Genomic DNA, 23112 nt, shown 5'->3' on the forward strand with positions numbered 1-23112 from the left:
TATTGTCTATGAACGAGGAAGCTATGTCGAACCCGGAAGAAGTCAAACCCGACACAACCACCACGACCGGCGATGACGCCGCTGCGACGACGCCAGATACGGCTACCGTCGAGACGCCGGACGATCCGGCAGCGGTGATTGCCGATCTGCAAAACCGATTGGCACAGGCTGAGGCGCAGGCGGCTGAATATAAGGATCAGTGGATGCGGGCGGTGGCCGATTATCGCAATTTCAAGCGCCGCACCGACACCGAACGCGCCGAACTGATCCGCAACGCCGGCGCGGCGCTGATTCTTAAACTGCTGCCGGTGCTCGATGATTTCGAGCGCGCCATTGCCAACATTCCACCTGAGATCGCCAGCACGCCGTGGTGGCAGGGGACGCAACTGATTGCCCAGAAGTTGCGTACTATCCTCGAAAGCGAAGGCGTGAAGCCGATCGAGGCGTTGGGGCAAGATTTTGACCCCAATCTGCACGAGGCTGTCATTTACGAAGAGGCGGAAGGGCAAGAGGGCAAGGTGATCGCCGAATTGCAGCGCGGCTACCTGCTGCACGATCGCGTGATCCGGCCTAGTATGGTCAAGGTCGGACGCGGATGATAGCGGTATAAGGCGGTACCTCCATACGGGCGGGGTTGAACCCCGCCCGTACACCCATCCGTACCAGCGGGGTTAAAACTCGCCGCTCCCTATGCCATAACGAGAATCACGATAACGGCCTGTGTCATCGCATATTGTAAAGGTTCTTTCATGCCGAAGGTTATTGGGATTGATTTAGGCACAACCAACTCAGTGGTGGCAGTCGTCGAAGGCGGCGATGTGGTGGTTATCCCCAACGCCGAAGGCGCGCGCCTCACCCCCTCGGTGGTGGCGATCACGAAGTCGGGCGAACGGGTGGTCGGCCAAGTTGCTCGCCGGCAAGCCGTCACCAACCCCGAAAACACGGTCTTCTCGGTCAAGCGCTTTATCGGGCGCAAATTCACCGAGCCGTCAGTGCAGCGCGATAAAGATCTGGTACCGTACCAGCTCACCGCAGCGCCGAATGGTGATGTGCGGGTACTGATGGCAGGCCGCGAGTATGCCCCGCCGGAGATTTCGGCGATGGTGCTGCAAAAGCTCAAGGCTGATGCTGAAGCCTATCTGGGCGAGCCGGTCACGCAGGCAGTGATTACGGTGCCGGCCTATTTTAACGATAGCCAACGGCAGGCCACCAAAGATGCCGGCAAGATCGCCGGCCTTGAAGTGTTGCGCATCGTCAATGAGCCGACTGCCAGCGCGCTGGCCTACGGCCTTGACAAGAAGGGCAAAGATGAATTGGTGGTCGTCTATGATATGGGTGGCGGCACCTTTGATGTCAGCATTCTTGAGCTGAGCGAAGGGGTGGTCGAGGTTAAAGCGACCAGCGGCGACACCCATCTCGGCGGTGATGATTTCGATCAGCGAATTATCGATTGGCTGGCTGAGGAATTCAAGAAAGAATATGGCATTGATCTGCGTGATGATCGGGTAGCCCTGCAACGCTTGAAAGAGGCGGCTGAGAAGGCAAAGATGGAGCTCAGCTCGCTGATGCAGACTGAGATTAGTTTGCCCTTCATCACTGCCGATTCCAGCGGCCCCAAGCATCTCAGTGCAACGCTGACCCGCGCTAAGCTCGAACAGCTCTGCGCCGATTTGATCGAGCGCAGTATGGGGCCGGTGCGGCAAGCCCTGCGCGATGCCGGTCTCCAACCGAGCCAGATCGATGAGATTATTCTGGTTGGCGGCCAAACTCGGATGCCGGCCATTCAGGCGGCGGTACGCAACTTCTTTGGCAAAGAACCGAACCGCAGCGTCAACCCCGACGAGGTGGTCGCAATTGGGGCGGCCATCCAAGCCGGCGTGCTTGGCGGCGAGGTGAAGGATGTGTTGCTGCTCGATGTGACGCCGTTGACGCTCGGCATCGAGACGCTCGGCGGCGTGATGACGCCGATTATCGAGCGCAATACCACCATTCCCACCCGCAAGAGCCAAGTCTTTTCGACCGCTAGCGATAATCAGAGCAGCGTCGAGATTCACGTCTTGCAGGGTGAGCGGGCCGAAGCGCGCTACAACAAGAGCCTTGGCCGCTTCGAGCTAGCGGGCATTCCACCGGCGCCGCGCGGTGTGCCGCAAATTGAGGTAACGTTCGATATTGACGCTAATGGCATCGTGAGCGTGAGCGCGCGCGATAAGGCCACCGGCAAAGAACAGCGCATCACGATTACCGCTTCGTCGGGCCTCTCGCAAGACGAGATCGCGCAGATGGTGCGCGACGCCGAGCTGCACGCCGAGGAAGATCGCCAGCGGCGCGCGTTGATCGCAGCCCGCAATCAGGCCGACAGCGTGTTGTACGCTGCCGAAAAAGCGCTGCGTGAAGCTGGCGAAAATCTTGACCCGACGCTCCGCAGCAATGTGGAAGAGAAGGCGACGGCCCTGCGCAGCGTGCTCGCTGACGACGACGAGCAGGTGATTCGCAATCGGATTGCTGAATTGGCGGTTGCATTGCAACATGTGACAGCCGCCGCACCCAATGGCGCTGCCGGCGTCGTTGATGGCGAAAAGGTCGAAGAGTAGGTCCGATGGCGGGCCGGTACGCATCGGGATACCGGCCGGCAGCGTGCGTAACGAGGAAACCGTATGACAGCGGGAGCCAAACGTGACTATTACGAGGTGCTCGGGGTGAGTCGCAGTGCGACGCCCGACGAGATCAAGAAGGCATTTCGCCGGCTAGCCCGCCAGTACCACCCCGATGTCAATAAATCGCCTGAGGCTGAGGCGAAATTTAAAGAGATTAACGAAGCCTACGAGGTGCTGTCTGACGAGCAGAAGCGGGCGATGTACGACCGCTTCGGCCACAACCCGCCCGGTTTCGGCGGCATAGGTGGCGATCCATTTGGTGGCGTTGATCCATTCAGCTCGATCTTCGACGCCTTTTTCGGAGGGGCTAGTGCGGGACGCAGCACCCGCGGGCCATTGCGCGGCGCCGATCTGCGCTACACGCTGCGCCTGACCTTTGAAGAAGCGGTGTTCGGTGCCGAAAAGGAGATCGAGTTTCGCCGATTGGAAACCTGCGCCGCGTGCCATGGTTCCGGCGCCGAACCGGGCACCGAGCCGGCGCGCTGCCCGCGCTGCGGCGGCACCGGCGAGATCCGCCAGCGTGCGCCGATTTTCAATATGGTGACGGTGACGACATGCGACACCTGTGGCGGCACTGGCTACGTCATTCCCATCCCCTGCCGTGAATGCCGCGGCGAGGGGCGCGTGCGCAAGAATCGCAAGATTACGGTGCGGGTCCCTGCCGGCGTCGATGGCTCGCAACAGATCCGGATCAGCGGCGAGGGTGAAGCCGGGCCGCGCGGCGGGCCGCCCGGCAATCTCTACGTGGCGCTCGATATTCAACCGCATCCGATCTTCGAACGCGATGGCAATGATATTATCTTGCCGTTGACGATCAACGTCGCCCAAGCGGCACTGGGCAGCGAAGTTAGTGTTCCCACCCTCGAAGGCATCGAGAAGTTGCGCCTGCCGCCCGGCACCCAGCACGGCCAGACCTTCCGCATACGCGGTAAGGGGGTGCCTTTCCTGCGCCAACAGGGTCGCGGCGATCTGATCGTGGTCATCCGAATCGAAGTACCAACCAAACTTACCGATCAGCAGCGCCGACTGTTCCAAGAACTGGCGCAAACTTTTGCGCACGATGGCGACCAAGGTGATAAGGGGTTGTTCGGCCATATCAAAGACGCGCTAGGGTTGTAGCCGGATGGAAACAACCCACGCCCTGTTGCGGCCATATGTAACAGCGAGTGAGTAGATTATGACGACCGAGTTGCTCTATGGGCGCAACGCGGTGCGCGAGGCTCTCCGCGCTCGCCGCCGCGCGTTGCGCCGTTTAGTTATCTCGCGCAGCGTGCAAGAGAGCGGCATTATCGCTGATATTATCCGGCTGGCCGAACAGGCCAGCGTGCCGGTAGAGCGGATCGAACGGCAGGCGCTCGACCGCCAGTTGCGTGACGCCAACCATCAGGGGGTGATGCTCGAAACCGGCCCCTATCCATATGTCGAGATCGACGAATGCCTGCAAGCAGCGGCTGACCGGCGTGAGCCTGCGCTCCTCTTGTTACTTGATCATCTGCAAGACCCGCAAAACATCGGCACCCTGTTGCGTACCGCCGAAGCAGTCGGCTGCCATGGCGTTGTCATTCCGGGCCGGCGCGCCGCCGAAATTACGCCGGCAGTGGTCAATGCTAGCAGTGGCGCAGTCGAGCATCTGCGAGTGGCGATGGTGACTAATTTGGCCCAAACGATCGAAGATTTGCAACGCACCGGTATTTGGGTGGTTGGGCTTGAGCAAGATGAAGCGGCCCAAGATATCGACACAGTCGATCTTGATCTGCCGCTAGCCCTCGTGATCGGTGCTGAAGGAACGGGCATAGCCCGCTTGGTGCGTGAACGGTGCGATTTTCTCGTGCGGTTGCCGATCGTTGGGCAAGTGGGATCGCTCAACGCTGCCGTGGCTGGCAGCATTGCTATTTACCACGCATGGCGGCAGCGCTTCCGTTCGGTGGCGGAATAACCTTGCCAATGATGGCAGGAGCCGGTTGACGTGGACTTGATTTCTACTTGAAGCCTCGCCGAGCCTGCGCTAGAATACAGTGCGGCAGAGCAAGGAGGAACTATGCGTTGGGTAACACTGGTAGCGTTGTTGGCAGCTCTTGGCTATATCGTCTTCTTGCAGCGAAAGTTGGCCGTCGCCGAGCGGCGCGGTGATATGTACCGTGATATTGCTAGCCGGCTGGAATTGCGTGTGGCCGAACTGACGGCACGCTAAGCAGGCGTAGGCAATGTACGCCGTCGCGACTCCTCCAATTGGCGTGCCTGCCGATAATGTAGTGATTCGACCGGCCCGCCTGAGTGATATTGAAGCAATCGTCGCCCTCCACCGCGAAGCTTTTGCTGACACGTTCGGCGCAGCGTTTGGCCCACGCGATCGGGAACGTGGCGCGCAAGCGTTGGCAACCGGCTGGCGGCGGCAAGGGCCAGCGGCGTTGCGCGGCATGCTGGTAGCAGAGTACGCTAGCCAACTCATCGGCACGACCAGCTTGCGCACCCGTGATATGATCGGCGATGGCGGGGGGGTTGCCGAGGCGGCTTTTTTTGAGATATTAGGCGTCTGGGGGGCGTTGCGTTCCCTCTTTGCCCTTTCGCTGCTCGATCATCAGATCGAACGTGGTGAAGGGTTTATCGCCGATGTCGCCGTTGCCCCAGAATGGCGGCGACGCGGCATTGCACGCGCACTGCTGCAACGTGCCGAAAACGATGCTCGCGCCCTCGCCCTCGCCTATCTAGGGTTGTACGTGCGCGAGAGCAATCACGGCGCCCGCGCGCTCTATGAGCGGCTTGGCTTTCGGCCACTGTATATCCGCCGCTCCCTGTTCGCCCGGTTGTTCTTCGGTCAGGACGGTTGGATCTATATGCGAAAGGATCTGGCCTGATCGAGAGGAGATACAGCTTGAAGATCAATGAAGAGGGGAAGACAATGACGTCTCACCAGATCAACCCGTTTTACGTCGCGCAACAGCAGTTCGATCAGGCTGCCGATATGTTGCACCTGCCCGATGATGTGCGGGCGATTCTGCGCGTGCCCCAACGCGAATTGACGGTCAATTTTCCAGTCCAGATGGACGACGGCTCGACCCGCGTCTTTACCGGTTATCGGGTGCAGCACAATCTCAGCCGGGGGCCGGTAAAAGGCGGCATCCGTTATCATCCTAGCGTTGACATTGATGAAGTGCGCGCGCTGGCGATGTGGATGACATGGAAGTGTGCGCTGGTCAATATTCCCTACGGCGGCGCGAAGGGTGGTGTGATCGTCGATCCCAAGCAGCTCTCGCCGGGTGAGCTTGAACGGCTGACGAGGCGCTTCGCCACCGAAATTAGCATCCTGCTTGGCCCCGAAAAGGATATTCCGGCGCCCGATGTCGGCACAAATGCCCAGACCATGGCGTGGATTATGGATACGATCTCGATGCACCGCGGCTATACGGTGCCGGCGGTGATCACCGGTAAACCGGTGAATGTCGGTGGATCGCTGGGCCGCGTCGAGGCGACCGGACGCGGGGTGATGCTGATGGTGCGCGAGATGGTGCGCAAGCTCAATTGGCCGCTGGCGGGGTTGCGCGTCGTCGTGCAAGGGTTCGGCAATGTCGGCAGCACGGCGGCGTATCTGCTCCATCAGCTCGGTTGCACGATCATTGGTGTGGCTGATGCGTCAGGCGGCTATTACTGCGCACATGGGCTTGATATTCCGGCTATGCGTGCCTACGTTGACCGCCATCCGTTCCACTTGCTGGAAGGCTACAATGCACCCGGTGTTGAACGGATCAGCGGCAGTGAGTTGTTGGAACTTCAATGTGATGTCTTGATCCCGGCAGCGTTGGAAAATCAGCTCACTGGCGCGAACGCAGAACACATCCGCGCCAAGCTGATTGTCGAAGGCGCCAACGGGCCAACCACACCGGAAGCGGATGCGATTCTGGGTGAACGCGGCATTATCATCGTGCCTGATATTCTGGCCAACGCCGGCGGTGTGATCGTCTCGTACTTTGAATGGGTGCAGGGCCTGCAAGAGTTTTTCTGGGACGAACAAGACATCAACGAGAAGCTGGAACGAATTATCGTCGGCGCCTTCCAGCAGGTGACAACTATGGCCGAACAGCGCCGGATCCCGCTGCGCCTTGCAGCCTATCTGCTTGCTGTGCAGCGAGTGGCCGATGCGAATATGACCCGTGGGGTGTATCCGTGATGAATGCTAAGCCGCTACAATGTTAAGCAAAGACCGGCTGGCGCGTAAGGTTGTTGCCAACGCCGCTGAACATCGTGGCGGTTTGTGCTGATTGCGCAGGAGACCGTATGCAGATTGTGGTCGTTGAGGATAATCCACTGATGCAACAATTGTTTGCGATCTTCCTGCGCGGGCAGGGCTTTGAGGTAACGGTCGCCGCCACCGGTGCGGCCGCATTGGCCGCGCCGGTCTCATCACCAGCCCTTTTTCTCATCGATCTGCGCTTGCCCGATTGTGATGGGGTTGATCTCTTGCACCAATTGCGCACCCACCCTGAGCTGCGCCACTGTCCGGCCATTGCGCTTAGCGGCCTTGGCGAAAGCGATCGGCGCACGGCGCTCGCTGCCGGTTTCGATCGCTTTCTCACCAAACCGACCGATCTCGATGAATTGATCCTGACGATTACCGAGTTGTTGGGCGGCGCGCCAGATCGTTAGGCTGCGCCGCAGTAGGAGTGATGATGAAGCGGTTAGTGTTGTGGGATGTTGATGGCACCTTGCTCTCGACCGACGGGATCGCCGCTAACGCGATGCGCACCGCGCTGCGGCAGTTGGTTGGGCCAGAGGTTCGGATCGAGCGCACCTCGTATGCTGGCAAGACCGATTGGCAAATTGTGCGCGATAGTCTGCCTTCGTTGGATGAAGCAACTATTCAAGCCCGGTTGCGCGAGTTTATCGCTCTGTACGTCGCCGAACTCACCGCGCAACGCGAGGCGCTGATCGCGCGTTCGACCGTCTTTGCCGGCGTGATGGCCGCATTAAGCGCGCTGACCGACTATGCGTACCAAGCCCCGCTCACCGGCAATGTCGCCGCCGCGGCCCGGATCAAACTCGAATGCACCGGTCTGTTACCGTGGCTCGATGTCGAAGCCGGCGCGTATGGCGATGACCACTTCGACCGGCTGGCCTTACCGCCCATTGCAGCCCGCCGCGCCGAATCCCGTTATCGACGCGCTTTTACCCCCGCTGAAGTAGTGATTATCGGCGATACGCCGCGCGACATCGCCTGCGGCAAAGCTTTCGGCGCGCGCACGGTCGCTGTTGCCACCGGCCCCTTCTCGTTGGCCGAATTGGCCGATCACCGTCCTGATTCGCTCTTGCCCGATCTGAGCAATACTGATGCTGTGCTGGCGGCAGTGTTGGGCTAAGTGTATAGCGTTTGCGGCCAAAAACGAAGGGAGGGCGTTAATAGCAAACGTGCCCTCCCCTTCGCTGCGGACCGGCAATCACACCTTACAATGCGCGCGGCCCGCCATGGAGTTCCTCAACCAAATGCGCGCGCGCCTCAACCGTGGCCATCTGCGCCGAAGCGTAAATTGAAGCGGCGCGCATAATCTCCTTCGCCTGCTCTGCTGGCATGGCACGCACTTGCTCGAGCGTAAGCCCTTGGCTGCGCAAATACTCCTGAATGTAGGCTTGCTCGAGGTGTTCATAGCTTTCACGAGCACCGGTATCGGTCAATTCAGGATCTGTAGGGGGCGTCGTTGCCATAGCGCACCTCCTCGGTGTGGGTTGACGCTTTTACTATAACATACCGGTGCGCTTCGTTTAGAAAAAAGTTCACAACTATCTGTAAAGTAAGGGTGGGTTGGTAACGGCAGGTTTGCAACCCACCGCTACTGGCGACCTACCTATGACGCCGTGGCGGTTGCAGTCGCCTTGGCGCGGGCATGCTCTTGCTCGGCAAGGTACCACGTCGCTTCCATTGCAGCGCGGCAACCATCACCGGCAGCGGTGATTGCCTGCCGGTAAACGTGATCGGCCACGTCGCCGGCGGCAAAAATGCCGGGGATATTGGTGCGGGTACGCCCGTCGGTCACAATATACCCGCCCTCATCGAGATCAAGGATACCGCGGAACAGCTCGGTGTTCGGCACGTGGCCGATGTACGGGAAGACACCATCAACCGGCAGCTCGCTGATCTCGCCGGTTTGCAGGTTGCGCAGCGTCACCGACTCGACCTTGTCGTTGCCGTTGATCGCCACGACCACCGAATTCCAAATGAAGCGCACCTTGGGGTTGCTGAAAGCGCGCTCTTGCAAGATCGGATCGGCGCGCAAGCTGTCGCGACGATGCACGATGAATAACTCATCAACGTAGCGGGTGAGGAACAGACCCTCATCGAGCGCACTGTTGCCGCCGCCAACAACTACCACCTTCTTGCCGCGGAAGAAGAAGCCGTCACAAGTGGCGCAATAGCTGACGCCACGATTAGCCAGCTCTTCCTCGCCGGGCACACCCAGCTTGCGCGGCGACGCGCCGGTACTGACGATGATCGTATCGGACGTGATGGTCTGGCCGCTGTCGGTATGAATCACGAAGGGACGTTGATCAACCTCAACCTTCGTTACCATCGTTTCCAGATACTGAGCGCCGAAACGGGCAGCTTGCTTCTCCATCGCCTCGGCTAGCTCAAAGCCGCCAATGCCTTCGGGAAAGCCGGGGTAGTTCTCTACTTCGCTCGTGGTCGCAATCAGACCACCGGGTTGCATCCCGCGAATCACCAGCGGCTCGAGGTTGGCGCGCGCTGCGTAGAGGGCAGCCGTCAGACCGGCTGGACCCGAACCGATGATAACAACTTTGTGATGCATAATGAATAATCTCCTCGCCTTTGCGTAATGACACACAGATCAAACTAGCGGCGCGACCAGCAGCGCGTCGCTCACAACAGGGAGTATACCATGCTGTGGTATCGTTTGTCTGTAATCTAGATTACCCCCCGGGGGTATGGGGGTAGTAGAATAGGATACAGATGAACTCGGCGCTCACGGATTAGCACGGCTGCCCGATCCATGTTCATCCATCACATGAGCATCCTAATCCCACCGATCACGGCCTCACACGGGCACCATAGATGGTCACGGTTGCCTACTCCGTGTCACTTTCACCTTTATCCATCACCTTCACCCTTCCGCGGCACCCAATGCACCTGCACGCCGGGCACCGCCGACGGCGGCGCGGTGCCGCAATAGATCCAGACTACCCGGAAACCCAATTCCCGCAAGCGCAAGAGCGTCGCGCGGATCGGCTCAGCGGCCACAGCGCCGATCAACCCAATCGTCGCGCCGGGATGAAGTTCGGGTGTAATCAAGCGCAACAAACGCGCGCCGGGCAACACCGAGTAGGCCGTCAACCGGGCCAGCGTTTCCATGATTTGGCTCAGTTGGTTAGGGCTGCGCCCGGGTGGCAGTCGGACGAGATGTTCATCGGCGGGGGGCGCACCGTTGGCGTAGAGACCAACCGCATGACCGGCGGCAAGGCTGCTACGGGCCAGCGTTGCCGTCACACTAATCAGATGCTCCACCAGTTCGGGATCGATGCCTTGAAAATAGAACTCGAAGGTGTCGAGATCAAGCACGAGGGCCAGCGTATGCGATGTTGTCGGCTCGTAGACACGGGTCTGCAACGTGCCGGTTCGCGCCGTCGCCACCCAATGCACATCTTTGAGCGGATCAGAGGGCGCGTAGTCGCGCACGCCAACCACTCGCAGCGGGTCGCGCAACAACGCCGGCGCACGCATCAATCCCAGCGGGTCACGGGCCGGTAGGCCAAGTTCGGCCAGCGTCAGCAGGCGCGGATAGACGAGGAGGGTCGCATCGGCAGGAAAGGTCGCGTCGCTGCGATAAAGCCCAAATGGATCACCACTCTGGGCTTGGGCCGGCCCCAAGTGAAACGCGCCACGCCGCTCGCACCGCAGCCGGTAGCGCCAGATCACCCGTTCGTACCAGCGTAATCCGGTACTGCGACGAAGCAGGCTGGTCTGGCGGCTGCCGCTGAAGATGACCGGAGCATCAAGTGCGCGCAAACCGTTGGGAATAGCGTCGAAGATTTGGATCTGGGCTAGCGGTAACGGTTTACGGTTCGTGATCGTAATGGTCAGTGTCACCTCATCGCCGGGAAAGGCGCGGGTCTGGCTCAGCTCACGGCGATATTCGACCCGGCGCAATGCCCACCGCTGCCAAAGGCGGGCCGCGCCAAGACTGGTTAACAAGGTGACGGCCAGCAACGCCAAGGCTGCTTGGCGCGCGAGCAAGGCAAGGATCAGAATGGCGAAGAGAGCAGGGATCATGGTGCAACAACGTTCTTGCGCGGTTACGCAGCGAGAAAACAGGACACGGGGCGACGGATGAGCCCAGATCAGGCCAAAGGAGGCAGACCAGTGTCCTATCTTCACTCCCAAACCTTGCGCATCCGTTTTATCCGTGTGTATCCGTGTCCCATTCCAAAACTGGGATCATCCATCACTCTCCCGGCAGACGGCGCCGGCTGAGCGGCAAGGTAAAGAAGAAGCGCGAACCGCGCCCGACTTGGCTTTCGACCCAGATCCGGCCACCGTGGGCCTCGACAATAGCGCGGGTAATAAAGAGACCCAACCCGCTGCCCGGCTGATCGCGGCGCAGACGGGTATCAACACGGTAAAACCGCTCGAAGATCAACTCCTGCTCTTCGGGGGGAATCCCGATCCCCTGATCAGCGACATAGACAATCGCCATCTCGCCCTCAGCGCGAGCACCGATCCGGATCGTGCCGCCGTTGGGGCTATATTTGACCGCATTCTCGATCAAATTGGTGAACACTTGCCGCAGTCGCTCGTAATCGGCATACACCGGCGGCAGATCGTCCGACACCCGGATCTCAAACTCAATCCGTCCGTCGACCTGCGCGGCAAAGCGGCGCACTACCTCTTCGACCAGCAGGCGCAACGACACATCACTCCGTTCGAGGCGCAACCCACCGGCGGCAATCCGCGACACATCGAGCAAATCTTGAATTTGGCGGGCGAGCCGGTCAGCTTCTTCGCCAATCACTTGCAACGCCTCGCGGTACTGTTCAATCGTAAACTGGCCATCGGGGCGCAGCATCGTTTCTGCAAAGCCCTTGATAATACTCACCGGCGTGCGCAACTCGTGCGAAATCACCGATATAAAGGTATTCTGGCGCTCTTCCTCAACCTTCTGGGCCGTAATATCGCGCACATTCGCGATCGCGCTAAGCAAATGGCCATGGGCGCCGCGCTGCGGGGCATAGCGGTTTTGAATAAACAGTTCGCGCCCATCGCGCGTAGTGATCCGGCCCTCGACCACAGGGTTCGTAAGTTCGGGATAGCGTTGCAACGGGCACTCATTGAGACAAATATTCACCCCTTGCGCATTGCGAATAGCGAGCACCTCGGCGCAGGGGCGACCAATCGCCTCTTCGCGTGACCAACCAGTCAATTGTTCCATCGTATGGTTAAAGGTGGTGATCCGCCAGCGGCCATCGATAATCATCACCCCATCGGCAGACTGCTCGATCAACGCATTGAGATGCTGCTTTTCACGCAACACACTCTGGAAAAGGCGAGCATTGCCGACCGCAATCGCCGCTTGATCGGCGAAATCCTGCAATATCTGGCGATCATCAGCCGAAAACGCAACATTGAGCGCGGCGCGAAAGACATAAATCACGCCCAGCGGCGTCTCGCGCACTGTGAGCGGCAGCGCGATCATTTGGCGGAGGGGAATGCCGGTGTCGAGCGAGATTTCGCGTAACGTTTGCGGGCCGAAGCGACTAAGGTCAGCGATTGGGATGCGTAGCAAGGGGGTGAACGCCGGCCAATTCTCGCGCGGCAGGTGCGCGGAAGCCCGAATGCGCAGTATCCCATCTTCGTCGTCGAACAGAGCAATAAAACCGAGCGTACCGGCAAGCAGCTCGACAGCGTAGGTGATGACCAGATTGAGCACGCTGCCCAAATCGAGCTGGGCCGTTAGGGCACGGCTAATCTGCAACAAATATTCGTGTTGGCGCAGGCGGAGATCAGTCATCGTTGGGTATTGTACCACAGCCGGCATGGGCCGGGGCCATCATCGCCCAGTGTAAACTTTTACACTCATCAGCATGCATGTTCGTGCTAGCTGTCAAGGATTACTAAGGATCAAGCAAGCGCAGATTGCCGCGACCATAGCAGCGAGCTTGATCTCATGCGCTATCTTAACGACAAGGCTATGCGGGCGGAGCAAGATAACATTGTTACTATTTACACACCGACTCGACAATCTCAGTTATGCATGATATGATGATAAAAAATTACACCCCAGCACGCAAACTTGGTTTCGCACCCAGTTCGTTGATGGCACGAACAACACCAAGCGATCGGGCAGCGCAGTAAGCGACTACCTACCCCATCGCCACAGCAACAGTGCAACTCGTGCCAAGCTGAGCAAGATCCGGTGGCGATGCCGCGAAACGGGCGCCATCGCCTAGCACGAGGAGAGGCGGCATGAAGTTGGACCTGAGCGGCAAGCGCGCACAAAAGCTGATTCGCGAACACAATCTCACCCCCGAGGAGATCCAGCAGATTGTGGCGGCTGCCCGGATCAACCTCGCCACCTTTGACCCCGGCTACCGGGCGAATGTGACCCAGATCGCCGACGAATTGCGCAAGAGCCGCCCAACCATTTACGGCTGGGCCGATCGGGCGCTGGCCGCAACCATCGACTCGTTGCGCAACATTCGCACTGGCCGGCCTCCCAAAGATCGCGAGCGCTCCAGCCCGCTCAGCGAGGCGTAGGGCACTTTGGAAATGGCATGGTTCCACGACAGTGTATAATAGGGATTGATGCGCAGAGGGGGGAATCCCGGCGCGAGAGTGAGGCAGCATGAGCAGTGGGCTGAAAGAGCTTCTCACCCGGTTCCGGGCGGTCGAGAGCGTAGAAGCAGCCGCCGTGGTCGCTACCGATGGGTTACTGATTGAAAGCGTGGCCCGCCCCGGCGTCGATATCGATGCCGTGGGCGCAGTGGCCTCCAACGGGTTAGCGATGGCTGATGCATTGGGGCGTGAAGTAGCCAAAGGCAGCACCGTGCAGGCGGTGTTGGAATACGATGACGGGTTGGTCTTGATCGAGCCGATCAGCGATGATGCAATGCTCTTGTTACTCACCAACTCGCGCGATGATCTTGGCTTGCTCCGGTTTCTCGCCGCCAAACATCGCGACGAGATGATCGATGCGCTGAGCGCAATCTGACAACGGGTATGCTATAATTTTGAAAAGCGACGCATCGACTCTCGCCATTCTCAGACGTGAAGGTAGGCTGCGATGGATCCTCAGTTGACTAGTATCATCGTGCCCTCAGAAGAGATCGCTCAGATTGAAGAGTGTCTTGCCCGTTTGGTGGAAGACACCGGCAGCGATTACGCCCTTTTGCTCGACAAAAGCGGCCAAGTCATCTCTTCAAAGGGCGATGGCGACCGGCAAGACATTACTGCGCTCGGCGCATTGATAGCCGGCGTGTTTGCTTCCTCGCGCGAAGTTGCCAAACTGCTGCGCGAACGCGATTTTCGCGCCTCGTTCCAACAAGGCGTGCGTGAAAACATCTTTATCGCCCTGATCGAAGAGCAGTGGATTCTGTGCATCATCTTTAATAAAGGGACGCATATTGGCTTGGTGAAGGTCTTGACCAAGAAGGCGACCGATGAGTTGGCCGCCGTGCTCGAGCGGGTGCGCCAGCAGCACAAAGCCCGCGATGAAGTGCTTGGCTCGGCATTCCGCACGTCAATGGAAGACACAATCGATCTGCTGTTCCGCGATTAGCCGCGCTCATGCCCTGCCGATTGGCCGTGTCGGCGCTCGCGTTCGACCGGCTACGCGAGAGAATGTATGGCTCTGATTAATGTCGCTGCGCGTGAAATACATTGCAAGATCGTCTACTACGGCCCCGGTATGTGCGGCAAGACCACCAACTTGCAGTACATCCATAGCCAAGTACCAAAAGAAGTAAAAGGCGATCTGCTCTCAATTGCGACTGAAACGGAACGAACGCTCTTCTTCGACTTCTTGCCGCTTGACCTTGGCAAGGTGCGCGGGTTTCAGACCCGTTTTCACCTTTACACCGTGCCGGGGCAAGTGCTCTATGAACGCACCCGCGTCGCGGTGCTGAATGGCGCCGACGGCGTGGTGTTTGTGGCCGATTCGCACAAGGGCAAGATGCAAGAGAACATCAATAGCTTGCGCGAGTTGGCACAAAATATCACACGCCAAAATAAGCGGTTTGCTGATTTCCCGATCGTATTGCAATACAACAAGCGTGATTTACCGCCCGATGTGTTGGCGCCGGTGGCAATGATGGATCATTTCCTCGGCGTGAACAAGATGAATTGGCCGCGGATTGAGGCGATTGCAACCAAGGGGGTGGGGGTGTTCGAGACGTTGCGCGCTATTAGCCGGGTGGTGATCAGTAAGCTGTAGCGCTAGACGAAGCAGCGTTGCAGCCGGTAGATGAGGTGAGGCGCACCTATGGCGCTGGCAGGCGATCTGAGTGAGTTCTCACTCACTGACATTATCCAATTATTACAATTGAGTAAAAAGACCGGCGGAGTTGAGATTGATGGCCGCCGTGGCGGGCAAAAACTGACAGGCTGGATCTTTTTTCGAGATGGCAAAATTGTCGATGCGAAATTGCCCGGTTTAGAGCCGCTCGAAGCAGTCTATGCCTTCTTTACGGTCACTAGCGGCCCCTTCCGCTTCCACGAAGGGGTGACGTCGCCGCAGGTCACCATTACCGCGAGCAACGAGTCGATCATTATGGAGGGAGTGCATCGCCAAGAGACGTGGTCTCAGCAACAAGAGGCTGGGCCAACGTTGGCGATGGTGCCCCGGCTGGTACCAAACCCGGCCTCCGGTAGTGTAGAGATTAGCCTTGGCGCAGAAGAGTGGCGCGTGCTGACGATGATCAATGGCAAGCAGACAGTTGGTCAAATCGCCCAGCGCAGCGGCCTTGGCGAAGTGCGCACGTGCGAGATAATCGCCAAGCTGATGCAGAGCGGGTTGATCGAGCGGCGCGAGGCCGCCGCCGGTGAGTCGTTGGCGCCGGAGTTTGAGCAGATTGCTGCCGGCTACCTTGGTGCCGACGCGAATGTGCTGTTGCAAGAAGCGTACCGGATCGCCGGTGTGATCGACCCCTCTCGCGCTTCGGCGGCCGAGATGCTCGCCGCCGCTGATGCTTTTGAAGCTGAAGCGCGCCGGTTGATCGGCGCTGATCGGGCAGGGCAAGCCGCTGCCCAACTCCGCGAGCGCGCTCGCGAGTTGCTCGTTTGATCTGTGGTACAATGGCAACGCGCGACCCTGCCCGTCGCTTCGGGCAGGTTTTTGATTCTGGGTGCCGCAGTTGTATATTGAGGAGCGTGTCGTGCGCGCATTAATGAGCGTCTACGATAAGTCGGGCATCGTTGAGTTTGCACAGGCGTTGCACGCATTGGGCGTTGAGATTATCTCCACTGGCCAAACGCAGCGTGTGCTCCGCGAAGCCGGCCTTCCGGCCCTAGCGGTAAGCGAGGTCACTGGCTTCCCCGAAATTCTCGATGGTCGCGTCAAGACGCTGCATCCGGCCATTCACGCCGGTCTGCTCGCTCGCCGTGATTTGCCGGCGCATTTAGACGAATTGGCTGCTCACGATCTCAAACCAATCGATTTGGTGGTGGTCAATCTCTACCCGTTCGCAGCAACGATCTCCCGGCCCGGCGTTTCTATGGCTGAAGCCCAAGAGCAGATCGATATCGGCGGCGTCGCGTTGTTGCGAGCAGCCGCCAAGAATTTCCCGGCAGTGCTGGTGCTGGTCGATCCGGCTGACTATGACGCTGTCTTGGCCGGGTTGCGCGCCGGCGAGGTGCCATTGGCAGAACGGCAACGACTGGCGGCCAAAGCTTTTGCCCATACCGCCGAGTACGATGCCACGATTGCCGCGTATCTCCGCACTGAACCGCTGCCCGACGTGTTGCCGCTGGCATGGCGCAAATACCAACCGCTCCGTTACGGCGAGAACCCGCATCAGGCAGCAGCCCTCTACGGCGATTTCGGCGCCTTCTTCCAGCAGTTGCACGGCAAAGAGCTGAGCTACAATAACATCCTCGATACAGCCGCAGCCCAAGAGTTGATCGAGGAATTCCCCGCTGCCGAAGGCGCAGCCGTGGCAATTATTAAGCATACCAACCCTTGTGGCGTGGCTATTGGTCGCGATCTGCGTAGCGCGTGGGAGGCAGCGTTTGCCACCGACCGCGAAGCGCCGTTTGGCGGGATTATCGCTGTGAACCGCCCGGTTGACCTTGCCTTCGCTGAGGCGGTGAATGAGATCTTCTCAGAAATTATCATCGCGCCGGAGTTTATGCCTGACGCGCTCACACTGTTGCAGCGCAAGAAGAACCGGCGGCTATTACGCAGCCTGCGCCCAGTAACGAGCGCCGGGAATTGGCAGATCCGCAGCGTGCCCGGCGGGGTGCTGGTGCAAGAACCGGATCACGCGCCCCTCGCTCAGGAGGAGTGGCGCGTTGTGACCAAGCGCGCGCCGACCGATGCTGAAGTGGCGGCATTGCGCTTCGGCTGGCGAGTGGTTAAGCACGTTAAATCGAACGCGATTGTTTATGCTGCCGCCGATCGCACCCTAGGCATCGGCGCGGGCCAAATGAGCCGGGTTGACAGCTCACGCTTGGCGGTGTGGAAGGCGCAACAGGCTGGTCTCGATTTGCGCGGCAGCGTGGTGGCAAGCGACGCCCTCTTCCCCTTTGCCGATGGGGTCGAAGCGGCGATTGCCGCCGGCGCAACCGCCATCATCCAACCCGGTGGTTCCGTGCGCGACGAAGAGGTTATTGCCGCCGCCGACGCCGCCGGCGCCGCGATGGTCTTCACTGGCCGCCGCCATTTCCGCCACTAGTAGGGCCGCGCCACACGGCCGTGCGGCCTAAACCCACGGCGGTGCGCCCGCCAACACAAGCGGATCATCCGCACCAATACGGAGAATTGAGACTCTATGATGGTACAGATGCGTGACAACGAACTCTTACCAGTCATCGTGCAACATGCTCGCAGCGGCGAAGTGTTAATGCTCGGCTATATGAACACGGAAGCGCTGGTCGCAACGCGCGAAAGCGGCTTTGTCACCTTCTACAGTCGGTCACGCCAGCGCCTGTGGCGCAAAGGGGAAACCAGCGGTAATACCCTCCGCGTCGTCGAAATGCGGCAAGACTGTGATGGTGACGCGCTATTAGTGTTGGCAGAGCCGGCCGGCCCAACATGCCATACGGGCCGGCCAAGTTGTTTCTTCCGCGATCTCGATGAGACCGAAGTCGCCGGCCCGGTACCGCCGGTCGCCATCGTGACCCGGCTAGCCGACCGTATCCACGACCGCCGTGATGTGACCCCTACCGAGTCGTATACGGCTAAGCTGTTACACGGCGGCGTTGATCGGATCGGCAAAAAGATTGGTGAAGAAGCGGCAGAGGTCATTATTGCCGCCAAGAACGGCAATCCGGCAGAAGTCGCCTATGAGCTGGCCGATCTGATTTATCACTGTCTGGTCTTGCTTGAGAACCAAGGCATGAGCGCCGAGGCAGTGTGGGCCGAATTGGCCCGCCGCTACGCTTCCTCGTAATCAACGGAGATTACTGGCTAACGCTATGAGTAGTTGGGCTGGGCGAGTATTAGTCGTAGACGATGATCCGCAGTTGCGCGATCTGTGCCGGCAGACGCTGGCGCGAGCCGGGTTTGTCGTCACGACAGCGGCAAATGCGCCAATGGCCCTTGAAGCGCTCGACCAGTCAAGCTTCGACCTCATCATGGTTGATCTCGCCATGCCAGAGGTAAATGGGCTGCAACTACTCGAGCAGATCCGGTTGCGAGACATTAGCGTGCCGATATTGATTGCCAGCGGGGTAGCCTCGGTTGAACAGATCGCCTACGCAATGCGGCTAGGTGCGCGCGGTCTGCTCATCAAGCCCTTCCGCCCGCATGAGCTAGCTGAGATTGCCCGCGAGCTGGTAGCGAAACGGCAAGCAGTGCGGGTAAGTGACCGGGTCGCTGCACTGCGCCCCGTTTTACAGATCAGCCAGCACCTGTTGGCCGACTTAGATCTGGCACGGCTCTATGCCCTGATCATCGAGACGGTACGGGTAGAGATAAACGCCGAGCGCGCCTCATTAATGTTGCTGGAACCTGACGAACAGGCATTGCGGATCGTCGCTTGCACCGGTTTGCCTGACACAGTGGGCATAGGCACGCTTGTGCCAGTTGCGCACAGCTTATCGGGATGGGTGATTCAGCATCGTCAGCCATTGCTGATCGATACGCAAGTAACAACATCACCGTGGTTTGCCGAACTCCACCAACACTTGCTCGCGCCGGAATTGACCACGGCGCTGTCAGTGCCGATTATGGCCGGCGAGCGGGCGCTTGGGGTGCTTAATGCAGCCAAAGCTACCCCGCACGCTGCCTTTACTATCGCCGATCAAGAGCTGTTGCAGCTTTTGGCCGGCCAAGCGGCAGTTGCGTTGGAAAATGTGCGCCTCTATAGCAAAGTATCGCGTTCAGAGGCGCGCTACCGCGCCCTCTTGCGCCACGCCAGCGATGCGGTGCTTTTGCTCGATGCCACCGGCACAACGGTGCTCGATGCCAATCTGGCGCTGGCTCGCTTATCGGGGTATAGCAGTGAAGAGTTGTTGGCGCTCGATCCGCGCCGTTTCTTGCCGACCTTGCCCCAATTGCTAGGCACCGCCGTCAATGGCCGGAGCGAGCAGAGCGAGATCGAAACGATGCTCTGCACTGCTGCCGGCCACGAGACGGCGGTCGCCGTAAGCGTGAGCGTTGTCCCCGATGGTGATCAACGGCTTTTTTTGGTCATTGCCCGTGATATTAGCGAACGCCAACGTATGGCGCGCGAGCTGGCTCAAGCCGAAAAATTGGCCGCCATTGGACGCTTGTCAGCCTCTATGGCGCATGAGATCAATAACCCGCTCCAAGCCCTCTCGAATACGGTGCGGTTGTTGCGCAATCACGATTTGCCCCCCGATCGCCGTGATCTTTACCTGACCAAAGCGGCTGCCGAACTCGATAGTCTGATCCACCGCGTGCAGCGCATTCTCGACCTTTCGCGCCCCAACCTCGACGGGCGGCGACCAGTGGATCTCAATCAGGTGGTGCATGATGTGATTGCTACCTATCGCGCCACAATGATGGCCCGCGGCATCAAGTATATCGGTGAATTAACCTCAACGCTGCCGTGGGTAACAGCCGTGATCGGGCATCTCAAGCAGGTCTGCCAGACTTTGGTGCAAAATGCGATCGAGGCTATGCCCAACGGCGGCACACTGCGCATCCGCACCTACCTGCGACCGCCTGACGGCGAGCCGGATCGGGCGCTCTTTTGGCGAGCCGGCGGCGGGACGCGCCAACCACTGCCCGATCCAGCCGTCATCCTTGAGATCAGCGACACCGGCGTGGGCATTGCGCAAGAAGAGGTACCAAAGATCTTTGAACCCTTCTATTCAACGCGGTTTGACGGGCTAGGGCTAGGGTTGCCGCTCTGCTATAGCATCATTGACTTTCACGGCGGCGATTTGCTAGTGCATTCCCAACCGGATCAAGGTACCACCTTCCGGGTTGTGCTGCCGGTGTCACATTAGCAGGCCCTAGTCAAGCAAGCCGTCAATCGGGCGAATGACAAGTTGGCGGCCACCGAGGTCGATCGCGATGATAAAATCGCGCACCATGGGTACGAGGGCATCAGGACGACCGTCACGCGCAATCACGGCAATCTCGCCCGCGCCGGTTTCGAGTATCTCGCGTACCTTACCGATCACATCGCCGGTATCAGTCACCGCGTGCAGCCCTATCAGATCGTGGTAAAAGAACTCATTGGCAGCCAGCGGCGCGGCATCAGCAGCGGCGATGTAGACCTCGGCACCGCGCAGGTCGGCAGCCGCATCGCGATCGGTAACGCTCTGCAATTGGATGATAAGTAACCCCGGTTTGTGTAAAAAGAGGCGTGTCACCTGATGCGGGATGCGCTTGGGGCCGATGAAGACGGTGCGCAGATGGCGAATCAGGTATTCGGGATGGCTCGAAATTGAATGGAGTTTAATCTGGCCGCGAACGCCAAACGGAGCGCCAAGCGCACCAATGTACAAAAGATCGTCCATATTTCGACATGCCAAAACAGCCGGACAGTCGCTTGCGCCGGCCGGCTGTCCGCTAAGTACCGTTATTCAATATCAACGTGAACCCGCTTCTTCTGGCGAGCCGCTGCCACACCCATCAAATCGCGGATTGCCTTAGCCACCCGCCCGTTGCGCCCGATCACCTTGCCGGTTTCCGAGGGAGCAACGGTCAATTGGTAGGTAACAGTAAAGCGACCAGTACGCTCTTTGATGCGCACGGCTTCGGGGGTGTCAACCAGATTACGGGCAATATATTCGAGGAGCGCCTTCATCGAGCTCTCTCCATCGTTGACGATTAGGCTTCCGTTATCACTTTACCCTGCTCATCGAGAATGTTGCGCCGTTGGAACAGCTTGACTACCACCTCGGTCGGCTGCGCGCCGACGCTGAGCCAGTAGCGAGCGCGGTCGGCATTCACCTCCAGCACTTTGGGCTGGCGCGTAGGCAGGTAATAGCCAATGGTCTCAATAAACTTCCCATCGCGCGGTGAACGCGCATCGGCGACGACAATGCGATAGCTGGGCTGCTTGGTTTTACCAGTGCGGCGCAGACGAATTTTAACCATAGATCGTATCGTTCCTCATTCGTAGACCAATATCACACACTTATCACACACTAGCCATATAGTATAGCATAAATTGGCGCGAGCGTTGCAAACAGGCGCGTAGACACAACCGGACGGCCTTAGCGCAACCGGCGCAGCAGCTCGTTGGGATCGATGCTGCCGCGGCCCTTGCCGACTTTGCCGGCGATCTGCTTCATCATGCGCTGCATCTGTTGGAACTGCTTGACTAGCTGGCTCACCTCTTCTTCCGACGTGCCACTACCGCGCGCAATCCGCTTGCGCCGACTGCCTTTAATGATTTCCGGGCGGCGCCGCTCTTCCGGCGTCATCGAGAAGATGATCGCCTCGACCCGCTTGACATGCCGCTCATCGAGCAATTCCTCGTTGCGGGCCAACTGGTTCAGGCCGGGGATCATCGCAATAATCTGTTGCAACGGCCCCAACTTGCGCATCTGATGGAGCGAGGTGAGGAAGTCTTCAAAATCGAACTCACCCTTACTCAGCCGCTTCTGCATCTTCTTGGCCTGCTCGGCGTCGTAGAGCTGTTCGGCCCGTTCGATCAGCGAGAGCACATCACCCATACCGAGGATGCGCGACGCCAACCGGTCGGGGTGAAAGACCTCCAGTGTATTGCCGTCAACCTTCTCGCCGGTCGAGAGAAACTTGATCGGCACCCCCGTAACGGCACGCACCGACAACGCCGCGCCACCGCGGGCATCACCGTCCATCTTGGTCATCACTACGCCGGTCAGCTTGACGCGCTGATTAAACGTCTCGGCGACGCGCACGGCCTCTTGGCCGGTCATGGCATCAACGACCAGCAACCGCTCAGTAGGATGGACGCGTGCCTCGATCTGCTCCAACTCTTGCATAAGCGGTTCGTCGATCTGCAAACGACCGGCGGTGTCGATAATCACTACGTTAAACAGCTCTTTACGGGCATGTTCAAGCGCATGTTCAGCAATATCCGGCGGGCTGGCCTGCACCCCCTCACTATAGACCGGAATGTTGAGCTGGCGGCCCAAGGCCTGCAACTGGGTAATTGCCGCCGGGCGATACACGTCGGCGGCCACCAGCAGCACGCGCTTACCCTTCTTGCGCAGATGCAGCGCTAGCTTCGCGGCGAGGGTCGTCTTGCCGGTACCTTGCAAACCGACCAGCATAATCACCGTCGGACCGGGGCGCGCCTCTTGCAAGGGCACGTTTTCAGTGCCTAACAGGTTGATCAGCTCTTGATGGACAATCTTGATGACCTGCTGGTGCGGGGTAAGGCTCTTCGTTACCTCTTCCCCAATCGCCTGCTCGGTCACTTTGGCGACAAAATCTTTGACCACGCGGAAGTTGACGTCGGCTTCGAGCAGGGCTAAGCGCACCTGCTTCATCGCCTCGCGCACATCTTCCTCGGTTAGGACGCCTTTGCTGCCTAGTTTTTGAAAAACGGCTTGCAATCGATCGGACAGGCTTTCAAACATAGTTTATACTCGTTTCGTGATAGTTATTGGTTATGCTGATTGCATTGTACGAGCGAGCGGCGCTGGCGTCAATCTCAGAGTGAATGAGGTTGCTTGATACCCAGCGGAAGACATTCATATTTAGGCTGTCGGAAGCGGGTTGGCCCACAGGCAGGATAATCCATCATACCTTTGACGCACAGTCTACCCTCTGCTATACTTGTTTATGTCTTCGGCCGCGTTTGCCGGTTCTCTTCATCTCTGCTTTCCCCCGCCACG

25 protein-coding genes are annotated in these 23112 nt (G+C 59.0%); 17 read left to right on the forward strand and 8 right to left on the reverse strand.

All coding sequences use genetic code 11. The features are described 5' to 3' along the window. Nucleotides 1–23: 23 nt before the first annotated feature. From grpE to Q1A59_RS15725, 9 genes are all read left to right on the forward strand, one after another. Nucleotides 24–599, forward strand: a complete 576-nt coding sequence (gene grpE, locus Q1A59_RS15685; RefSeq protein ID WP_298400600.1) for a nucleotide exchange factor GrpE — start codon at nucleotides 24–26, stop codon at nucleotides 597–599. Between the two features lie 150 nt (nucleotides 600–749). Further along, complete coding sequence (gene dnaK / locus Q1A59_RS15690; protein WP_298400602.1) at nucleotides 750–2591, forward strand: molecular chaperone DnaK; 1842 nt, start codon at nucleotides 750–752, stop codon at nucleotides 2589–2591. A 63-nt stretch (nucleotides 2592–2654) separates the two neighbouring features. Beyond that, the gene (gene dnaJ / locus Q1A59_RS15695) at nucleotides 2655–3773 is read left to right on the forward strand and encodes a molecular chaperone DnaJ (RefSeq protein WP_298400604.1); all 1119 of its coding nucleotides are present in this window, start codon (nucleotides 2655–2657) and stop codon (nucleotides 3771–3773) included. Nucleotides 3774–3831: 58 nt separating this feature from the next. Then, nucleotides 3832–4590, forward strand: a complete 759-nt coding sequence (gene rlmB / locus Q1A59_RS15700; RefSeq protein WP_298400606.1) for a 23S rRNA (guanosine(2251)-2'-O)-methyltransferase RlmB — start codon at nucleotides 3832–3834, stop codon at nucleotides 4588–4590. Between the two features lie 102 nt (nucleotides 4591–4692). Further along, a complete protein-coding gene (locus tag Q1A59_RS15705; protein WP_172812265.1) occupies nucleotides 4693–4845 on the forward strand; it encodes a hypothetical protein in 153 nt (50 codons plus the stop codon). A gap of 13 nt (nucleotides 4846–4858) precedes the next feature. After that, nucleotides 4859–5509, forward strand: coding sequence for an N-acetyltransferase (locus Q1A59_RS15710; RefSeq protein WP_298400611.1), 651 nt, complete (start codon nucleotides 4859–4861; stop codon nucleotides 5507–5509). A gap of 44 nt (nucleotides 5510–5553) precedes the next feature. After that, the gene (locus Q1A59_RS15715) at nucleotides 5554–6819 is read left to right on the forward strand and encodes a Glu/Leu/Phe/Val dehydrogenase (RefSeq protein ID WP_366144861.1); all 1266 of its coding nucleotides are present in this window, start codon (nucleotides 5554–5556) and stop codon (nucleotides 6817–6819) included. 107 nt (nucleotides 6820–6926) lie between these two features. After that, nucleotides 6927–7295, forward strand: coding sequence for a response regulator (locus tag Q1A59_RS15720; protein ID WP_298400617.1), 369 nt, complete (start codon nucleotides 6927–6929; stop codon nucleotides 7293–7295). A 20-nt stretch (nucleotides 7296–7315) separates the two neighbouring features. Further along, entirely contained in the window at nucleotides 7316–8005 is a 690-nt protein-coding gene (locus tag Q1A59_RS15725; protein ID WP_299645217.1) for an HAD family hydrolase, read from the forward strand. A gap of 85 nt (nucleotides 8006–8090) precedes the next feature. Here the strand turns inward: Q1A59_RS15725 and Q1A59_RS15730 are convergent, their stop codons facing one another. The 4 genes from Q1A59_RS15730 to Q1A59_RS15745 form a co-directional block, all read right to left on the reverse strand. After that, complete coding sequence (locus Q1A59_RS15730) at nucleotides 8091–8348, reverse strand: hypothetical protein (protein ID WP_298400624.1); 258 nt, start codon at nucleotides 8346–8348, stop codon at nucleotides 8091–8093. Between the two features lie 140 nt (nucleotides 8349–8488). Beyond that, nucleotides 8489–9448, reverse strand: a complete 960-nt coding sequence (gene trxB, locus Q1A59_RS15735; protein ID WP_298400628.1) for a thioredoxin-disulfide reductase — start codon at nucleotides 9446–9448, stop codon at nucleotides 8489–8491. A 299-nt stretch (nucleotides 9449–9747) separates the two neighbouring features. Continuing rightward, nucleotides 9748–10926, reverse strand: a complete 1179-nt coding sequence (locus Q1A59_RS15740; protein ID WP_298400631.1) for a DUF58 domain-containing protein — start codon at nucleotides 10924–10926, stop codon at nucleotides 9748–9750. Between the two features lie 172 nt (nucleotides 10927–11098). Then, on the reverse strand, nucleotides 11099–12661 hold the full coding sequence (locus tag Q1A59_RS15745; protein ID WP_298400634.1) for an ATP-binding protein: 1563 nt from the start codon (nucleotides 12659–12661) through the stop codon (nucleotides 11099–11101). A gap of 455 nt (nucleotides 12662–13116) precedes the next feature. Between Q1A59_RS15745 and Q1A59_RS15750 the strand changes: the two genes are divergently transcribed. The 8 genes from Q1A59_RS15750 (at nucleotide 13117) to Q1A59_RS15785 (ending at nucleotide 20283) form a co-directional block, all read left to right on the forward strand. Then, entirely contained in the window at nucleotides 13117–13407 is a 291-nt protein-coding gene (locus Q1A59_RS15750; protein WP_298400637.1) for a helix-turn-helix domain-containing protein, read from the forward strand. Nucleotides 13408–13495: 88 nt separating this feature from the next. Further along, nucleotides 13496–13861, forward strand: a complete 366-nt coding sequence (locus tag Q1A59_RS15755) for a roadblock/LC7 domain-containing protein (protein ID WP_066782371.1) — start codon at nucleotides 13496–13498, stop codon at nucleotides 13859–13861. Nucleotides 13862–13933: 72 nt separating this feature from the next. Further along, nucleotides 13934–14428: a roadblock/LC7 domain-containing protein gene (locus Q1A59_RS15760; protein WP_015941405.1), complete on the forward strand. Its 495-nt coding sequence runs from the start codon at nucleotides 13934–13936 to the stop codon at nucleotides 14426–14428. Between the two features lie 66 nt (nucleotides 14429–14494). Then, on the forward strand, nucleotides 14495–15082 hold the full coding sequence (locus Q1A59_RS15765; RefSeq protein WP_066782374.1) for an ATP/GTP-binding protein: 588 nt from the start codon (nucleotides 14495–14497) through the stop codon (nucleotides 15080–15082). 48 nt (nucleotides 15083–15130) lie between these two features. Further along, complete coding sequence (locus Q1A59_RS15770) at nucleotides 15131–15931, forward strand: DUF4388 domain-containing protein (protein WP_299645218.1); 801 nt, start codon at nucleotides 15131–15133, stop codon at nucleotides 15929–15931. A gap of 91 nt (nucleotides 15932–16022) precedes the next feature. Further along, nucleotides 16023–17540 (forward strand): bifunctional phosphoribosylaminoimidazolecarboxamide formyltransferase/IMP cyclohydrolase, encoded by a 1518-nt coding sequence (gene purH / locus Q1A59_RS15775; protein WP_298400654.1) that lies wholly within the window; start codon nucleotides 16023–16025, stop codon nucleotides 17538–17540. Between the two features lie 96 nt (nucleotides 17541–17636). Continuing rightward, nucleotides 17637–18257: a bifunctional phosphoribosyl-AMP cyclohydrolase/phosphoribosyl-ATP diphosphatase HisIE gene (gene hisIE / locus Q1A59_RS15780; protein ID WP_299645219.1), complete on the forward strand. Its 621-nt coding sequence runs from the start codon at nucleotides 17637–17639 to the stop codon at nucleotides 18255–18257. Between the two features lie 25 nt (nucleotides 18258–18282). Beyond that, complete coding sequence (locus tag Q1A59_RS15785; RefSeq protein ID WP_298400658.1) at nucleotides 18283–20283, forward strand: response regulator; 2001 nt, start codon at nucleotides 18283–18285, stop codon at nucleotides 20281–20283. A 6-nt stretch (nucleotides 20284–20289) separates the two neighbouring features. Here Q1A59_RS15785 and rimM read toward each other — a convergent pair whose 3' ends face one another. The 4 genes from rimM to ffh all read right to left on the reverse strand — a co-directional run bounded on the left by rimM (nucleotide 20290) and on the right by ffh (nucleotide 22854). Next, entirely contained in the window at nucleotides 20290–20799 is a 510-nt protein-coding gene (gene rimM, locus Q1A59_RS15790) for a ribosome maturation factor RimM (protein WP_298400660.1), read from the reverse strand. Nucleotides 20800–20861: 62 nt separating this feature from the next. Beyond that, complete coding sequence (locus tag Q1A59_RS15795; RefSeq protein ID WP_066782385.1) at nucleotides 20862–21089, reverse strand: KH domain-containing protein; 228 nt, start codon at nucleotides 21087–21089, stop codon at nucleotides 20862–20864. A 23-nt stretch (nucleotides 21090–21112) separates the two neighbouring features. Further along, on the reverse strand, nucleotides 21113–21382 hold the full coding sequence (rpsP, locus tag Q1A59_RS15800) for a 30S ribosomal protein S16 (RefSeq protein WP_298400665.1): 270 nt from the start codon (nucleotides 21380–21382) through the stop codon (nucleotides 21113–21115). A gap of 119 nt (nucleotides 21383–21501) precedes the next feature. Next, complete coding sequence (ffh, locus tag Q1A59_RS15805; RefSeq protein ID WP_298400668.1) at nucleotides 21502–22854, reverse strand: signal recognition particle protein; 1353 nt, start codon at nucleotides 22852–22854, stop codon at nucleotides 21502–21504. Between the last annotated feature and the right edge of the window lie 258 nt (nucleotides 22855–23112).

This window comes from uncultured Chloroflexus sp. (assembly GCF_937951745.1).
Taxonomy (GTDB): domain Bacteria; phylum Chloroflexota; class Chloroflexia; order Chloroflexales; family Chloroflexaceae; genus Chloroflexus.

Bases quoted from the DNA above. Each gene is read 5' to 3' on its own strand.
- grpE (WP_298400600.1), top strand. From the start codon at position 24: ATGTCGAACCCGGAAGAAGTCAAACCCGACACAACCACCACGACCGGC.
- dnaK (WP_298400602.1), top strand. From the start codon at position 750: ATGCCGAAGGTTATTGGGATTGATTTAGGCACAACCAACTCAGTGGTG.
- dnaJ (WP_298400604.1), top strand. From the start codon at position 2,655: ATGACAGCGGGAGCCAAACGTGACTATTACGAGGTGCTCGGGGTGAGT.
- rlmB (WP_298400606.1), top strand. From the start codon at position 3,832: ATGACGACCGAGTTGCTCTATGGGCGCAACGCGGTGCGCGAGGCTCTC.
- Q1A59_RS15705 (WP_172812265.1), top strand. From the start codon at position 4,693: ATGCGTTGGGTAACACTGGTAGCGTTGTTGGCAGCTCTTGGCTATATC.
- Q1A59_RS15710 (WP_298400611.1), top strand. From the start codon at position 4,859: ATGTACGCCGTCGCGACTCCTCCAATTGGCGTGCCTGCCGATAATGTA.
- Q1A59_RS15715 (WP_366144861.1), top strand. From the start codon at position 5,554: ATGACGTCTCACCAGATCAACCCGTTTTACGTCGCGCAACAGCAGTTC.
- Q1A59_RS15720 (WP_298400617.1), top strand. From the start codon at position 6,927: ATGCAGATTGTGGTCGTTGAGGATAATCCACTGATGCAACAATTGTTT.
- Q1A59_RS15725 (WP_299645217.1), top strand. From the start codon at position 7,316: ATGATGAAGCGGTTAGTGTTGTGGGATGTTGATGGCACCTTGCTCTCG.
- Q1A59_RS15730 (WP_298400624.1), bottom strand. From the start codon at position 8,348: ATGGCAACGACGCCCCCTACAGATCCTGAATTGACCGATACCGGTGCT.
- trxB (WP_298400628.1), bottom strand. From the start codon at position 9,448: ATGCATCACAAAGTTGTTATCATCGGTTCGGGTCCAGCCGGTCTGACG.
- Q1A59_RS15740 (WP_298400631.1), bottom strand. From the start codon at position 10,926: ATGATCCCTGCTCTCTTCGCCATTCTGATCCTTGCCTTGCTCGCGCGC.
- Q1A59_RS15745 (WP_298400634.1), bottom strand. From the start codon at position 12,661: ATGACTGATCTCCGCCTGCGCCAACACGAATATTTGTTGCAGATTAGC.
- Q1A59_RS15750 (WP_298400637.1), top strand. From the start codon at position 13,117: ATGAAGTTGGACCTGAGCGGCAAGCGCGCACAAAAGCTGATTCGCGAA.
- Q1A59_RS15755 (WP_066782371.1), top strand. From the start codon at position 13,496: ATGAGCAGTGGGCTGAAAGAGCTTCTCACCCGGTTCCGGGCGGTCGAG.
- Q1A59_RS15760 (WP_015941405.1), top strand. From the start codon at position 13,934: ATGGATCCTCAGTTGACTAGTATCATCGTGCCCTCAGAAGAGATCGCT.
- Q1A59_RS15765 (WP_066782374.1), top strand. From the start codon at position 14,495: ATGGCTCTGATTAATGTCGCTGCGCGTGAAATACATTGCAAGATCGTC.
- Q1A59_RS15770 (WP_299645218.1), top strand. From the start codon at position 15,131: ATGGCGCTGGCAGGCGATCTGAGTGAGTTCTCACTCACTGACATTATC.
- hisIE (WP_299645219.1), top strand. From the start codon at position 17,637: ATGATGGTACAGATGCGTGACAACGAACTCTTACCAGTCATCGTGCAA.
- Q1A59_RS15785 (WP_298400658.1), top strand. From the start codon at position 18,283: ATGAGTAGTTGGGCTGGGCGAGTATTAGTCGTAGACGATGATCCGCAG.
- rimM (WP_298400660.1), bottom strand. From the start codon at position 20,799: ATGGACGATCTTTTGTACATTGGTGCGCTTGGCGCTCCGTTTGGCGTT.
- Q1A59_RS15795 (WP_066782385.1), bottom strand. From the start codon at position 21,089: ATGAAGGCGCTCCTCGAATATATTGCCCGTAATCTGGTTGACACCCCC.
- rpsP (WP_298400665.1), bottom strand. From the start codon at position 21,382: ATGGTTAAAATTCGTCTGCGCCGCACTGGTAAAACCAAGCAGCCCAGC.
- ffh (WP_298400668.1), bottom strand. From the start codon at position 22,854: ATGTTTGAAAGCCTGTCCGATCGATTGCAAGCCGTTTTTCAAAAACTA.